Source organism: Xanthomonas sp. WHRI 7064 (genome assembly GCF_040202355.2).
Taxonomy (GTDB): Bacteria; Pseudomonadota; Gammaproteobacteria; order Xanthomonadales; family Xanthomonadaceae; genus Xanthomonas; species Xanthomonas arboricola.
In genome coordinates this window covers 165,936-179,930 of record NZ_CP167821.1, presented here as the reverse complement: position 1 = coordinate 179,930, position 13,995 = coordinate 165,936, and the positions used below count along the sequence as shown (strand labels likewise).

10 protein-coding genes are annotated in these 13,995 nt (G+C 67.9%); 4 read left to right on the top strand and 6 right to left on the bottom strand.

Going from position 1 to position 13,995, the window contains the following annotated elements:
• Positions 1 to 225: 225 nt before the first annotated feature.
• A complete protein-coding gene (locus ABQY74_RS00740; protein WP_104596915.1) occupies positions 226 to 3,006 on the bottom strand; it encodes a TonB-dependent receptor in 2,781 nt (926 codons plus the stop codon).
• Between the two features lie 285 nt (positions 3,007 to 3,291).
• Between ABQY74_RS00740 and ABQY74_RS00735 the strand changes: the two genes are divergently transcribed.
• Positions 3,292 to 4,314 carry a sugar kinase gene (locus ABQY74_RS00735; RefSeq protein ID WP_039517872.1) on the top strand — a complete coding sequence of 341 codons (1,023 nt, stop codon included), beginning with the start codon at positions 3,292 to 3,294 and terminating at the stop codon, positions 4,312 to 4,314.
• A 169-nt stretch (positions 4,315 to 4,483) separates the two neighbouring features.
• Here ABQY74_RS00735 and ABQY74_RS00730 read toward each other — a convergent pair whose 3' ends face one another.
• Positions 4,484 to 4,771 carry a hypothetical protein gene (locus ABQY74_RS00730; protein ID WP_349792907.1) on the bottom strand — a complete coding sequence of 96 codons (288 nt, stop codon included), beginning with the start codon at positions 4,769 to 4,771 and terminating at the stop codon, positions 4,484 to 4,486.
• 167 nt (positions 4,772 to 4,938) lie between these two features.
• On the bottom strand, positions 4,939 to 6,147 hold the full coding sequence (fabV, locus tag ABQY74_RS00725; protein WP_349792905.1) for an enoyl-ACP reductase FabV: 1,209 nt from the start codon (positions 6,145 to 6,147) through the stop codon (positions 4,939 to 4,941).
• Positions 6,148 to 6,440: 293 nt separating this feature from the next.
• On the opposite strand from fabV, the gene ABQY74_RS00720 reads away from it, so the two are divergent.
• On the top strand, positions 6,441 to 9,791 hold the full coding sequence (locus ABQY74_RS00720) for a winged helix-turn-helix domain-containing protein (protein WP_349792904.1): 3,351 nt from the start codon (positions 6,441 to 6,443) through the stop codon (positions 9,789 to 9,791).
• Positions 9,788 to 10,192 (top strand): hypothetical protein, encoded by a 405-nt coding sequence (locus tag ABQY74_RS00715; RefSeq protein ID WP_024939867.1) that lies wholly within the window; start codon positions 9,788 to 9,790, stop codon positions 10,190 to 10,192. The genes ABQY74_RS00720 and ABQY74_RS00715 overlap by 4 nt, the downstream gene beginning before the upstream one ends.
• A gap of 298 nt (positions 10,193 to 10,490) precedes the next feature.
• Here the strand turns inward: ABQY74_RS00715 and ABQY74_RS00710 are convergent, their stop codons facing one another.
• From ABQY74_RS00710 to ABQY74_RS00700, 3 genes are all read right to left on the bottom strand, one after another.
• Entirely contained in the window at positions 10,491 to 10,949 is a 459-nt protein-coding gene (locus tag ABQY74_RS00710) for a hypothetical protein (RefSeq protein ID WP_349792903.1), read from the bottom strand.
• A gap of 577 nt (positions 10,950 to 11,526) precedes the next feature.
• Positions 11,527 to 12,159 carry a response regulator transcription factor gene (locus ABQY74_RS00705; RefSeq protein WP_024939865.1) on the bottom strand — a complete coding sequence of 211 codons (633 nt, stop codon included), beginning with the start codon at positions 12,157 to 12,159 and terminating at the stop codon, positions 11,527 to 11,529.
• The gene (locus tag ABQY74_RS00700) at positions 12,156 to 13,382 is read right to left on the bottom strand and encodes a sensor histidine kinase (protein WP_349793133.1); all 1,227 of its coding nucleotides are present in this window, start codon (positions 13,380 to 13,382) and stop codon (positions 12,156 to 12,158) included. The genes ABQY74_RS00705 and ABQY74_RS00700 overlap by 4 nt, the downstream gene beginning before the upstream one ends.
• Positions 13,383 to 13,415: 33 nt before the next feature.
• Here ABQY74_RS00700 and ABQY74_RS00695 point away from each other — a divergent pair, with 33 nt between their 5' ends.
• Positions 13,416 to 13,982 (top strand): PEMT/PEM2 methyltransferase family protein, encoded by a 567-nt coding sequence (locus ABQY74_RS00695; protein WP_349792902.1) that lies wholly within the window; start codon positions 13,416 to 13,418, stop codon positions 13,980 to 13,982.
• Positions 13,983 to 13,995 lie beyond the last annotated feature (13 nt).

Genomic DNA, 13,995 nt, shown 5'->3' with positions numbered 1-13,995 from the left:
ACTGGCTGCAATGACGCGCTCAGCCTCCCCACGGGCCACCGGCGTCGACATGAGCGACCGACAGCACCGCTGCGCAGTCGTCAGGCGACTGTCTGCTGCGTGGTGCCTGACGCTTCCAACATCACGCCCACCGCGTTGCATGCGTGCAGCAACGGCAACGCATGCGCAGCGATCAGGCGTCGGATCGGGGCCCGCTGCGCGTGTGCGCAGCGGGCAGACAGCGGGTCAGAACTTGTAGCGCAGGCCCAGCAGGTACTGGCGGCCGGTTTCGGCGTACTGCAGCGGCAGCTGGCCGGTGCGCGGCGAGGACACCCATTCGTCGGAGGCTTCGTTGGTGAGGTTGATGCCTTCCAGGCTCAGCTCCAGCTGCTTGCTGATCTTGTAGCGCAGCGAGGCGTCGAGGATGGTGGTGCCGGTCATGCCGTGCACGCCGTCGACGTTGAAGCCGGTTTCCGCACCCGGTGCCTGGGTGAGGTAGTCGTCGCGGTTGGTGGCCGACACGCGCCCGGCGAAGGAGTCGCCTTCGTAGAACAGCGTGGCATTCCACGACGAGCGCGACAGCCCGAGCAGGTCGTTCTTCATCACCGGTGCGCCGCTGCTGGCCAGGTACTGGATCTGCGAATCGACCCAGGTGTAGTTGAGCTGCACGCCCAGGTTGGCCCACTTGCCCGGCAGGAAGGTGAAGGGCTGGGTGTAGTTGGCTTCTACGCCCTTCAATTCGCCGCCCGGGGTATTGAGCGGGATGCTGAAGGCGAAGTCGTCGTTGATGGTGGCGCCGGTGCCCTCCAGCAACGAGGCCGGCAGGCCGCTGCTGGAGTACGGACGCACTTCGCGCGCGGTCTGGATGAAGCTCTCGATGTCCTTGTAGAACAGGCCGACACCGAGCATGGCGCCTTCGTTGAAGTACCACTCCAGGCCAAGGTCGACATTGGTGGCTTCGATCGGGTCCAGGTCCGGGTTGCCGCCGGCCACGGTGCGCGCACCACCGGCCACCGCCACGGTCACGCCGGGGGTGAGGCTGCCCAGGCCGGGGCGGCTCATGACCTTGGCCGCGCCCAGGCGCAGCAGCAGGTCCGGTGCCAGCTCGGCGACCAGGTTGAACGAGGGCAGCGTGTTGTTGTACTTGCGGCCCACGGTGGTCAACGCCGGTGCGTTGTTGATCAGCGCATAGCCGGTGGACTCCTGCTCGGTGCGCACATAGCGCACGCCGAAGTTGCCCGACAGCGGGATGGAGCCCAGGTCGGTGGAGAACTCGCCCATCAACCACACGCCGCGGTCCTTTTCCTCGACGCTGCGGCTGTTGTTGACGCGCGGCGCCACGGCGAAGGTGCCGCTGTTGCTGTAGATGCCGAATAGGTCGGCCACCGCATCCAGGTTGGGCACCACCCAGCTGGACGGGCTGCCGTTGATGCCCTTGAGCCCGGCCTGTTCGGTCAGGTCGGCCGGCACGATGGTGCTGCCGTTGGCGAAGGTTGGCACGGACAGTTCGTTGGCGCGGCGCAGCTCGACGGTGCTGAAGCTGTAGTTCTTGGCCAGCACGCCGCCCTTGAGGCGGAAGCCGGGGCTGATGTTCCAGTTGAAGTCGATCTGGCCGGTGTCGAAGTCGTTGTCCACCGACTGCGGACGCAGGCGGATTTCGGCCAGTTCCCAACCGGCGGGGTTGGTAGGGTCGATGCCGTAGTTCAGCACCGGCGCGCGGCTGTTGCCACGGTAGTCGTAGCTGTACCCGTCGACGTCGTACTTGTCCATGATGATGGTGGTCTGCACCGGGTTCTCGTGCGCAGAGCGCGAGGTGCCGACCCGGGCATTGATGCTGAAGTCGTCGTTGAAGCGGTGCTCCAGGTCCAGGCTGACCTGGGTGAACTTGGTGTTCCACTCGTCGTGGCGGTTTTCCGAGCGGATATCGACATTGTCGAACTCGCCATAGACCAGCGCGTTGTTGCGGATCTCGCCGTTGCGCACGATGGTGCCCGGCTTGCCGTCGCGCTCCGGCCGGCGCGGGGTGAGCCCGTCGCGGTTGCGGCTGAAGGAGATCGCTTCGATATAGTGCTCGTCGCGCTTGGCGTCGATCTTGGAATACAGCGCGTCCAGCGACAGCGTGGTGCGGTCGGTGGGCTTCCACTGCAGCGAGCCGGTGACGCCCAGGCGTTCCTGGTCGTGGATCTGCTGGGTGTAGCGCGGGAAGCGCGGGTGGTAGACATCGGCCGAGCGCGCCGCGGCGTATGGCGAGGCGGGGCTGAAGTTGCCGTTGCTGGGGCCGTTGGCCCAGCGGCCGGTGTTGGCGCCTTCTTCCAGCACCTCGCGCTCGGTGTAGGCCACCGACAGCAGGGCGCCGAAGGTGTTGTCGGCCCAGGTGTTGGCGATAAGCGCGGCCACGCGCGGGTTGGCCTTCTCGGCCATGGCGTTGTAGGCGGCCTGGCCGCTGGCGGCGAAGGTGAAGCCGTTGTAGTCGAACGGACGCGCGGTGCGCAGGTCGACGGTGGCGCCGAGCGAGCCTTCTTCCACATCGGCCGAGGCGGTCTTGCGCGCGATCAGCTGCGAGAACAGGTCCGAGGCGAACACGTTGAAGTCGAAGCCGCGGCCGCGGTTGGTGCCGCCGCTCTGGTCGCCGGCGCCCACAGTGGTGAGCGCTTCCATGCCGTTGATGCGCACCCGGGTGAACTCCGGGCCCAGGCCACGCACCGAGATGGCGCGGCCTTCGCCGGCCTCACGGGTGATCACCACGCCGGGGATGCGCTGCAGCGACTCGGCCAGGTTGAGGTCGGGGAACTTGCCGATGTCCTCGGCGACAATTGCATCGACCACGCCGGCTTCGCCGCGCTTGATGTCCAGGGCCTTTTCCACCGAGGCGCGATAGCCGGTCACCGTGACGGTGTCCAGGTCGACGGCCGGTTCTGCGGGCGCTTGGGTGGTTTCTTGTGCTGCCAGGTGGCCGCTCAGCGCAAGGCCGATCGACAACGCCAGCAAGGTAACCGGTGTCTTCCGGCTGGTGGTCCGAAATTGCATGTCCTCCCCTCCCAAGGGTCCATGAACAACATGAAAGTCTGGTTGTGAGCGGCAATGACACCGCTGGTCAAAACGACGTTACCAGCTGAATCCTCCCGTAACATCTTGCAGCGCAGCAGAAAACGTCACCAAATTTGCCCAAAAGGGGTGCAAGCGGTCACTGCGCGTCGCATCATGGGCCTCGCCCGGCGCGTTTGGCGCCGGCTAGAATGACACCGATGGTCATCCTGACGCGCGACGGTTCCCCCACACCGTGACGCACCACACAGCCGAGGTAATTGCCGCATGAGTCGTGCCCGTATCCTGTGCTTTGGAGAGTTGTTGCTGCGCCTGGGGGCGCCTGGTCACGAGCTGCTGCTGCAGCAACCGCGGCTGGACGTGCATTGCGGCGGGGCCGAGGCCAATGTCGGCGTGTCGCTGGCGCATTTCGGCCATGACGTGGCCATGGTCAGCACGGTGGCGGACAACCCGCTGGGTGCGGCGGTGCTGGGCGAGTTGCGCCGCCACGACGTGGACACGCGACATGTGCGGCGGGTGGATGGGCGCATGGGGCTGTACTTCCTGACCACCGGCGCGATCCACCGCCCCAGCGAAGTGGTCTACGACCGCGCCGACTCGGCGTTTGCGCTGGCCCCGGCCGACGCCTACGACTGGCCGGCCCTGCTGGACGGGGTGCAGTGGCTGCATCTGTCCGGGGTCAGCCCGGCACTGGGTGCGGACGTGGCGCAGGCCACGCTGGCGGCGGCACGCGCGGCGCGTGCGGCCGGGGTCAAGGTCTCGTTCGACGGCAATTACCGGCCCAAGCTATGGCAACGCTGGCAGGGCGATGCGCGCGGCATCCTGCACCAGCTGTTCGCCTGTGCGGACGTGGTGTTTGCCGACTACCGCGACATCGGCGTGGTGCTGGGCGGCGAGTTCCCGCAGGAGACGCTGGAAGCGCGCGTGGAAGCGGCCGCGCAGCAGGCCTTTGCCGCATTCCCGCAGCTGCAGCTGATGGCCTGCACGCAGCGCGTGGCGCATAACGTGGACCACCACAGCCTGGGCGCGCTGCTGGTGCCACGCAGTGGCGCGGTGGCGCGCGCGCCCAGCGAGGAACTGAGCCCGATCATCGACCGCATCGGTGGTGGCGACGCGTTTGCCGCCGGCGTGCTGCACGGCCTGATCGAAGGCTGGTCGCTGGACGACACGGTGCGCTTCGGCCTGGCGGCCGGCTGCCTGAAGCACTCGATTCCCGGCGATTTCAATCCGCTGTCGGTGGCTGATGTGCAGGCCTGCGTGGGGGATGCGCGGTTTGATGTGCGGCGCTGACGCGCTGGGAATCGGGAATCGGGATTGGGGAATCGTAAGAGCTTAAGAGCGCTGGCTTTCGGCGCTCTGTCCAGGCTTGTTGCTAACGGAGCGCGGTGCGCTGAGGGCTGATGCGCCCGTGGGCGGCGGGCAGGTGCTTGCTAGGTGTTGTTCGCTGCGCTCACACGTTTCAGGCGGGCGCACGGCTGCGGCGTTTGTTGGCGATCCATTTGAAGCCTGCGCTCAGCAGCACCACACACAGCGACGCCGGGACGCTGAAGAACAGCGTGATCAGCAAGGCGTGGTTCCAGGGCGGTGCAGAGCCGTCCTGCATCACCACGGCGCAGACGACGGCCGTGGTGATCAACAGATTGGCGATCGCCTTCAATGACCAGTGCAACCTGACGAAGCGCAGCAACACGGCACAGGCCACGCTGACCACAACGGCCAGCACCAGAAAGGCGATCAGTTTGTCCATTGGGGGCGGGGATTTGGGATTGGGGAGTGGGGATTCGTAACAGCAAGGGCAACCGGCATCGATTGCCGATTGTCCTTGCCGCAACGCATTTGGATCCAGCGAAGATCAACGATGCAGCCACCCACCGCGCTTGCAAATCCCAAATCCCGATTCCCGAATCCCTGCTCTCAGCTCAGCTCGATGCAGTCGAACTTCACGTCCGTCTCCACATCGGCGTCGTAGTCCACATCGTCGCGCTCGAAGCCGAACAGCTTGAGGAATTCGTGCTTGTAGCCGGCGTAGTCGGTGAGCTGGAACAGGTTCTCGGTGGTGACCTGCGGCCAGAGCGCCTTGCAGGCGTCCTGCACGTCGTCGCGCAGTTCCCAGTCGTCCAGGCGCAGGCGGTTTTCGGTGTCCACCTCGGCGGGCTGGCCGTCTTCGCGGTACAGGCGCTCGCGGAACAGGCGGTCGAGCTGCTCGATGGTGCCTTCGTGCAGGCCCTTTTCCTTCATGATCTTGTAGACCATGGAGATATACAGCGGCATCACCGGGATCGCCGCGCTGGCCTGGGTGACCACCGACTTGAGCACCGCCACGTTGGCGCTGCCGCCGCGCTTGGCCAGGCGCGCGTTCAACCGCTGCGCGGTGTGGTCCAGGTCGACCTTGGCCTTGCCCAGCGCGCCGTGCCAGTAGATCGGCCAGGTGATCTCGGTACCGATATAGCTGAAGGCCACGCTGCGCGCGCCGTCGGCGAGCACACCGGCGCCTTCCAGCGCGTCGATCCACAGCTCCCAGTCCTGCCCGCCCATCACGGTGACAGTGTCTTCGATCTCCTGCGCGCTGGCCGGCTCGATCGAGGCCTGGATGATGGTGTCCTTGTTGGTGTCGATGGCGGTGGCGGTGTAGGTGTTGCCGATTGGCTTGAGCGCCGAGCGCTTCACTTCACCCGTGCCCGGCAGCTTGCGCACCGGCGAGGCCAGCGAATACACCACCAGGTCGACCTGGCCGCCCATCTCGGTCTTGATCAGCTCGATGACCTTCTCGCGTGCGGCATCGGAAAACGCATCGCCATTGATCGACTTGCTGTACAGGCCCGCGGCCTTGGCGTGCTTGTCGAACGCGGCGGAGTTGTACCAGCCGGCGGTGCCGGCCTTGCTGGGGCTGCCGGGTTTTTCGAAGAACACGCCCAGCGTGTCGGCACCGAAGCCGAACGCGGCGGTGATGCGCGAGGCTAGGCCGTAGCCGCTGGATGCGCCGATCACCAGCACCTTCTTCGGGCCGTCGTTGCGGACGCCGCGCGCGCGCGTGGCCGCGATCTGCTCGAGCACATTGCGCTCGCAGCCAAGCGGATGCGTGGTGGTGCAGATGAAGCCGCGCACTTTGGGATGGATGATCAACGTGGACTCCTGGTCAGCAAGATGCTGGCGGCATCTTAATCGCTGGCCTGCTGGCGAAACAGCCTGAGGCACACCACACGCCGCTGTATGGCGCTGCGTGAAGCCCGCTTGCAGCGCCAGGCATGCCGCACGACCGGGCATGCATCTTCCGCGCACGGACGCGAACGAACGGCGATCACCATCGATTTCCTGCGTCAGCGCCTGTGCTACTTTTGCGCCTGCCGTGCCGTGCCTGGCCGCGCCTGATGGCGATCGTCGAGGCTCCTCCCACCGTGCGACCGGTATCCGAGCGAATGTCTCTTCGAAGCGAGCGCGTCACGCAGCTTGGCTCGGTCCCGCGGTTTCGGCTTGGGCCCTTGCTGGTCGAGCCGGAACGGCTTGCGCTGATCGACGACGGCCAGACCATCGCGCTGGAACCGCGCATGATGGAAGTGCTGATCGCGCTGGCCGAACGCGCCGGCGAGGTGGTCAGCGCCGAGCAGTTGCTGATCGAGGTGTGGCACGGCAGCTTCTACGGCGACAACCCGGTGCACAAGACCATCGCCCAACTGCGTCGCAAGCTGGGCGACGACAGCCGCCAACCACGCTACATCGAAACCATCCGCAAGCGCGGGTACCGGCTGCTGCCCAAGGTGGTGTTTCCCGACGATTATCGCGGTGCGGTGATGGGCACGCAGGTGTGGGGACACGGCAGCCCGTACGTGGGGCTGCAGGCGTTCGATCCCGCTCATGCCGAGGTCTTCTTCGGCCGCAGCCATGCGATTGCGCAGGTGCTGGGCGCGATGCGCGCGCAATTGCACAGCCAGCGCGGGCTGGTACTGGTGAGCGGTGCCAGCGGCTGCGGCAAGACCTCGTTGCTGCGCGCCGGCGTGGTGCCGTTGCTGGCGCAGCCCGGCGGGCTGGATGGGCTGGAAGCCATTGCGGTGGCGTACTGCAACCTGGCGCAATGTCGTGGCGGCGATGTGCTCGACACGTTGGCGCGCGCACTCGGCGACTGGGAAGCGGGCGGGCGCGCGGTGTTTTCGCCGGCGCAGATGGCGGCGTTGCCCGAGTGGCTTCAGCGCCCTGCCCCGCTGCATGCGGCCATTGGCGAGGCGATGCGTCAACGCGCACCAGCGCGCGACAGCGCGCAGACCCAGCGCCATCTGCTGCTGGTGATCGACCACGCAGAAGCGCTGGTGGCCACGCCCGGGATCACCGATGCCGACCGCGCCGCACTGGCCGCGGCCTTGCAGGCGCTGTGCAGCAGCGCGCAGGTGGCGGTGCTGATGCTCACCCGCAGCGATTTCTACCCGCGCCTGATCGACGCCTTGCCGCAGATCGTCGAACTCAAACGCGGCGACGGGCACGTGGATCTGCTGGCGCCGCGCGATGGCGAGATCGGCCAGATCATCCGCGTGCCGGCGGCCATGGCCGGGCTGCGCTTCGAAGAGGACCGCGACAGCGCCAGCCGGCTGGACGATGTGCTGCGCGATGCCACCGCGCGCCAGCCCGATGCCCTGCCGTTGCTGCAGCATCTGCTGCATGCCTTGCACGCGCAACGCAGCGACGACGGCCTGCTGACCTTTGCCGCTTACCGTGCATTGGGCGGGCTGGAAGGCGCATTGGCGCACCATGCCGAACACACCTTCCGTGCCCTGCCGGCTGCCGCACAGGCGGCGCTGGGCCGGGTGCTGAGCTTGCTGAGCGTGATCCATCCCGACAGCGATGCGGTGACCGCGCGGCGTGCGCTGTGGTCGGCGCTGCCGGCGCATGGCGCAGCGCGCGTGCTGGTGGATGCCTTCGTGCAGGCGCGCCTGTTCGTCAGCGAGCTGGTGGCCGGCGAGCCGGGGTTTGCGGTCGCGCACGAAGCCTTGCTGCGGCAATGGCCGCGCGCGGCCGAGTGGATCCACGAAAACCGCCGTCTGCTGCAGGCGCGCAAGCGGCTGCAGTTGGCCGCACAGCGCTGGGCTGCCGAAGGCCGGCGCAGCGATCACCTGCTCAACAGCGGGCGCCCGTTGAGCGAAGCGCGCGAGGCGGCGCGGCGCATGCCGCAGGATCTGGATGCGCTGGATCACGCGTTCCTGCATGCCTGCGAGCGCTCGCAACGGCGCCGCCGCGGCCTGTATGCAGCGGCGGCGACCTTGCTGGTGGTGCTGGCAAGCGCCTCGATGCTGCTGGGCTGGCAGGCGCGGCAAGCGCAGCAGGTGGCCGAACAACGGCGCGACCAGGCCCAGCAACTGGTGAGCTACATGCTCGGCGACCTGGCCGAGCAGTTGCGCACGGTGGGCAACCTCAAGCTACTCGACAGCGTGGGCAGCCGCGCGCTGCGCTATCTGGAAGACCTGCCCAGCGCGAGCATGCAGCCAGGCGATCTGATCAACCACGCCCGTGCGCTGCGCACCACCGGCGAGGTGCTGATGAACCAGGGCAAGCTGGACGAGGCGCAGGCGGCATTTACGCGTGCCGCCGTCACTGCCGAGCAGGCGCGTGCGCGTGCACCGGCGTCCCTGGAGGCGCACGCCGAAACCGGGCAGACCGCGTATTGGCTGGGCGATCTTGCCTACCGGAGCAAGCAGTTGCCCGTGGCGCAACGCTACTGGTCGCAGTACCTGGCCGCCTGCGAACAGCTGGTGCGCGCCGCGCCGCAGGATCCGCACTGGCAACTGGAACTGTCTTACGCCCTCAACAACCTCGGCACGCTGGCCAAGGAACAGGGCCGGACCGGCGCGGCGATCGGCTTGTTTGCACGCTCGATCGCCCTCAAGCGCCAGTTGCTGGCGCGCACACCGGACAACGCGGCGCTGCGCTACGAGCTGGTGGACAGCCTGTCCTGGCTGAGCCTGACGCAGGAAATGCAGGGCTCGCTGGCCCCCGCCGAGCAGGGTTACCGCGAGCAGATCGCCATGCTGCGTGTGCTGGTCGACCACGATCCCGACGCGCATGCCTGGCGCAGGCGTCTGGCCGGCTCGCTGATCCGCGTCTCCAACCTGGCACTGGCGCGCGGCCAGCTGCACCAGGCGCAGACCGATGCGCAGGACAGCCTGCGCATGCTGCAGGCGCTGGTGGCCTTGCAGCCGGACAATGTCGCCTGGCGCCGCGATCTGGCGCATGCCGACGCCCAGATCGGCTGGATGGCCGCGCTGGACGGGCAGCCCGAACTGGCGGTGCGGCACCTCGAGCGCGCCCGCCAGACCATGGCCGGGTTGCTGACACAGGCACAACCGCTGCCGGAGTGGCAGTGGCTGGATGCCATCATCGCGCTGCGCCTTGAGCGCGTGCAGCGCGCGCGCGCGGGCACCCACGCCGATGGCCTGGCGCCGATCGTTGCGCAACTGGATGCCCTGCACCGCGCCAGGCCCGACGATCTGCTCGGTCTGGCCGCGCTGGCCCAGGCGCTGGTCTGGCAGGGCGAACAACAGGCCGCCGCCGGCGACGCGGCCGGCGCACGCGCGGCGTGGCAGCGCGCGGTGGCGGTGTTGGGCAAGGACATCGGCAACAGCCGCGACAAGAACCTGCTGGACCCCTGGATTCGCGCACAGGTGCATCTGGGCCAGCGCAGCGCCGTTACGCAACAGCTCGGATGGCTGTATCACGCGGGCTACCGCCACCCGGGATTCGTCTCCCTCTATGCCCCGCTTTTCAAGGAACAGGACAGCTCATGACGGACTTCAAGATCAAGCTCACGGTGGCGCGGGTGGGATTCGGCGGCAACACCGGTGCCGGCGAGTATTTCTACAGCTTCGCCCCGGACCTGCTGATTGTGGACAAGCACGACAAGGCATCGACGCTGCACTATTACTTCGATGAAGACGTCGTCCCCCGGCATTTCAAGATCAGGAGCCTGCTGAGTTCCGATGCCTTGAAACAGATCGGGCAACCCACGATCAGCCCCGACGGCCGCAGCGTGCAGGTCACCAACGCCAATAGCGTCCCGACCCTGATCTTCCTGACCATCATCGTCGAGGACGAAAGCCGGAAGGACAAGAAGACCTGGTTCAGCTGTGACCCCCAGGTGGGCAACGATCCGCAGATCAACCCGCAGGAAACCCCGCCCCGGCCGTAAGCCCTGCGTCGACCACCGTCTGGCGGCTCGCCGCCAGGCGGTGTGTTGCTGCGGTGTGTTGCCGAGGCACAGCGTGCGCATGCGCGGGACTTGGGCCAGCGATGGCCAAGCCACTGCCGCAGGTACCTAAGGTCGACCTGCACACTGGACCAGTTGCCACGGAGGAGACTCCTGGCGGTCGCGATATATCTCGCTGCGAGCTGGCTGGCGAGCGCGTTGCCGGGCGCTCCGGCCAACCGTAGATGGCGGCAGGCAGGCCTGCCGCGGTGTCGCCCGCGTCGCCTGGCGACGTTCTTACTTATCCCACGCAGTCCCGCGCGCGCGGCTGGATGCCGGCCGGCGCGTCCGCCAGGCCGGTAGTGCAGTGCGGCGCCACCGGGTGCCGCCGGTCATCGCGCTCGGAGCCGTTGCTGAAAGCCACCTTGAACTGGCCGCGGCTAGACCACGCGCCGGGCGTGCCGGCAGCGATGCGATGGGTGCTGCCAACGCCACGCCCTGCCCATGCCCGACAGGCCGGGCCCGGGCTGCAACCGCCCTGGTCGGTCTGGGCGGACAAGCTGTCGCAGGTTCGTGCCGCCGCGCCCTGCGCGGTCAGGTCGCAAAGCGCCACGCCGACACGCAGGTCGCGCTCGGTTGGCGGCTGGGTATGCAGCGCGGCCTGGACCCAGGCGATCGGCAAGTCGGCCTGGGTAGGCGCCGCCCAGGCGCTGGTGGACAGCACGACGATCAACACGAACAGATACCGGACCAGGCGCATGACGGACTCCGCAGCGGACCGGAGCGCGGCGCGTCCCCGAGCGACCTCGGTGGCCGCCGGACGACCTTCCCGCCTGGCCGCCCACACGACCTGACGGCAACCTTACGGTTGTTGCCCAACCCTGCCGAATCCGGGAAATCCCTTATGAAACAATGCCATGCAATCCGGTGAGATCGCGTCATCCATGGTGGCGATGTGTCCGAGCGTTGCGCCAGCTCCCGCATGCGGCAGTGGCAGCGCTCTAGAGCCACCGCCCTTCGGCTGGGAGGACCGCCCTTCGACTGGGAGGAATGGGCCAACGCCAGCACCAACAACAGCGAGCTCGGTCAGCGAGGGGCAGACGCCAAGCGCTCCGGGCTGACCGCCGGCTTTTCCTTCTCCCTGCGGGAGAAAGGTGCCCCGCAGGGGCGGATGAGGGCACGGGCGAAGCCTCCTGGCATCTCATTCCAGGAGCGGCTTCGCCCCCTGTACCCTCACCCCAACCCCCAACCCCCGCTCCTGCGATTCCCGATTCCCGATTCCCGATTCTTGAGTCCGCTCTGACCAATCCCCAATCCCGACTCCCCAATCCCCGCCCTCAAATCACCCGCAACGTGATCGCCTTCAACACCGCCCTTGTGCGGTCGCGGGTGCCGAGCTTTTCCAGGATGGTGGAGACGTAGTTCTTCACCGTGCCTTCGGCCAGGAACAGGGTGCGGGCGATCTCCTTGTTGGAATAGCCGCCGGCCAGCAGGCGCAGGATCGCCACCTCGCGCTCGCTGAAGGTCTCGCGCGGGGGCTGCTGGTCGCGGAACTGGTAGCGCGCCCGCACCGGGTCGGTGCTGACCGGCTGCAGCAGGGTCTCGCCGTGGGCGACCCGCTCGATCGCCTCGCGCAGGTCTTCCGGGGCGGCGTCCTTGAGCAGGAAGCCCTGCGCGCCGGCCTCGGTGGCGCGCAGCAGCAGGTCGCTGTCGTCGAAGGTGGTCAGCAGCAGCACCGGGGTGCGGTCGCCACGGGCGCGCAGTTGCTGCAGCGCCTGGATGCCGTCCACGCCGGGCATGCGGATGTCGCTGAGCACCACGTCCACGGTGGTGCTGACCAGCGCGTCCAGCAGGCCCTGGCCGTCGTCGGCCTCGCAGACCACCTCCACGCCCTGTTGCTGCAACAGCGCGCGCAGGCCGGCGCGGACCAGGATCTGGTCGTCGGCCAGCGCGATGCGATGTGCACTCATGCCGGTAGCCTCGCCATCAGGTGCATGCCGCCAGTGGGCGTGCGGCCAAGCTCAAGCTGCCCGTGCAGGGCGGCCAGGCGTTCGCGCATGCCGGTGATGCCGTTGCCTTCGCGGATGCGCTCGGCCCGGCGGCCATCGTCGCAGATGTCCACCTGCAGCTGCGCGCCCGCGCAGTGCAGGTGCACCGCGACCTCGTTGGCGTCGGCATGCCGCACCGCGTTGGTCAGCGCCTCCTGCACCAGCCGCAATAGCAGTTCGGCCACGCGGGCATCGGTGATGCGCACGGCCGGGTCGATCTGCAGGCGTAGCGCCGGGCGCGGGAACGGTGCGGCCAGCGCGCGCAAGGCGGTCTGCAGGTCCAGGCCCTGATCGTCGCGCAGCGACTGCACCACGTTGCGGATGTCCGACAGCAGTTCGGCCGACAGCTGCTCCACCACCGCGACCTCTTCGCGCCGCGCCAACGCCGGGTCGGCGCCGAGCAGGCGCAGGTTGATGCGCATGGCGGTGAGCTTGTGCCCGGCCACGTCGTGCAGCTCGCGCGCCAGGCGCAGGCGCTCGGCATCGCGCGCGCTGTCGGCCAGCAGCGCGCGGGTGGCCAGCAGGTCGGCATTGACGTAGGCCAGCGCATCGCGCGCACGCTCGGCGCTGCGCGCGTAATGCGCGGTCAGCGCGGCGAAGGCCTGGAAACCGGCGTAGATGCCGACGATCAACCACGGGCGCTCGAACCCGGCCTGCACCAGCAGCGCATACATGCCCGCGTTCAATGCGAGCGCCAGCAACAGCACGCGCACCGGTGGCCAGGTCATGCCCGCCTGCGCCACCAGCATGACCAGCAGCACCGGGGCGGTGCCGGCACGCGGCTCCATCCACACCAGCAGCAAGGCCAGGACCGCCTGCAGCAGTGTGGCGACAGTGCGCAAGGCGTGCAGCGACGGCAACACGGTGTGCAGCAGGAACAAGGCGGTGAAGCCGGCCAGCACGCCCCAGCGCCAGGCGCCCTGTGGTGACGCATCGGGCATGAACGACAACGCCACCGCCGCAATGGTGAACGCACCGGCCAGCCGCAGCGGATGCGAGAGATGACTCAGGGAAGAATGCATGTGGCGATGCTGACCGCCGCGTGGCCGCTCGGCAATGGTGCGCGTGCAGAAAGTGACTTCCGGCAGGTGCGATCGATGACCTGCGGCCCCTGTGCCGTGCGCAGCGCGTGCGCACACTGGCATCACCCCGCCACCCCATCGCCACGGAGTCACACCATGTCTGCTTCCAGTCTGTTTCTCGCCCTCACTCTGGTCTGGGGGGGCTATGAAATGCTGCTCAGCCGCCGTCGCCGCGCCAACGATGGCGGCGCGCACGACCAGGGCACGCTGCAGCAGCTGTGGCGGGTGCTGTCTGTGGCGGTAGCCATTGCGGTGGCGCTGGCCTATAGCGGGCTGGCGCGCTGGCCGCAGGGCTGGTACGCACCGCTGCAGTGGGCCGGCTGCGCCCTGATCGTCAGTGGGCTGGCGTTGCGCGTATGGGCCATCCAGGTGCTGGCACGCTGGTTCACGGTGGATGTGACCATCCAGTCAGACCACCAACTGGTACGCAGCGGCCCATACCGCTGGCTGCGTCACCCGTCCTATACCGGCGCGCTGATGGCGTTCTACGGGCTGGCGCTGGGCATGGGCAATGCGTTGTCGGTGGCGGCGATCGTGGTGCCGGTGACGTTGGCGTTTCTGCACCGCATCCGGATCGAAGAGGCCGCATTGCGGCGTGCGTTTCCGGTTGCCTACCCGGCCTATGCCGCGCAGAGCCGGCGCCTGCTGCCGCTGGTGTGGTGAGGTCGGCAGGCGC

What these genes read in the sequence shown, in the direction of transcription:
- ABQY74_RS00740 (WP_104596915.1), bottom strand. Translation starts at nt 3,006, where the DNA reads ATGCAATTTCGGACCACCAGCCGGAAGACACCGGTTACCTTGCTGGCG.
- ABQY74_RS00735 (WP_039517872.1), top strand. Translation starts at nt 3,292, where the DNA reads ATGAGTCGTGCCCGTATCCTGTGCTTTGGAGAGTTGTTGCTGCGCCTG.
- ABQY74_RS00730 (WP_349792907.1), bottom strand. Translation starts at nt 4,771, where the DNA reads ATGGACAAACTGATCGCCTTTCTGGTGCTGGCCGTTGTGGTCAGCGTG.
- ABQY74_RS00720 (WP_349792904.1), top strand. Translation starts at nt 6,441, where the DNA reads ATGTCTCTTCGAAGCGAGCGCGTCACGCAGCTTGGCTCGGTCCCGCGG.
- ABQY74_RS00715 (WP_024939867.1), top strand. Translation starts at nt 9,788, where the DNA reads ATGACGGACTTCAAGATCAAGCTCACGGTGGCGCGGGTGGGATTCGGC.
- ABQY74_RS00710 (WP_349792903.1), bottom strand. Translation starts at nt 10,949, where the DNA reads ATGCGCCTGGTCCGGTATCTGTTCGTGTTGATCGTCGTGCTGTCCACC.
- ABQY74_RS00705 (WP_024939865.1), bottom strand. Translation starts at nt 12,159, where the DNA reads ATGAGTGCACATCGCATCGCGCTGGCCGACGACCAGATCCTGGTCCGC.
- ABQY74_RS00700 (WP_349793133.1), bottom strand. Translation starts at nt 13,382, where the DNA reads ATGCCAGTGTGCGCACGCGCTGCGCACGGCACAGGGGCCGCAGGTCAT.
- ABQY74_RS00695 (WP_349792902.1), top strand. Translation starts at nt 13,416, where the DNA reads ATGTCTGCTTCCAGTCTGTTTCTCGCCCTCACTCTGGTCTGGGGGGGC.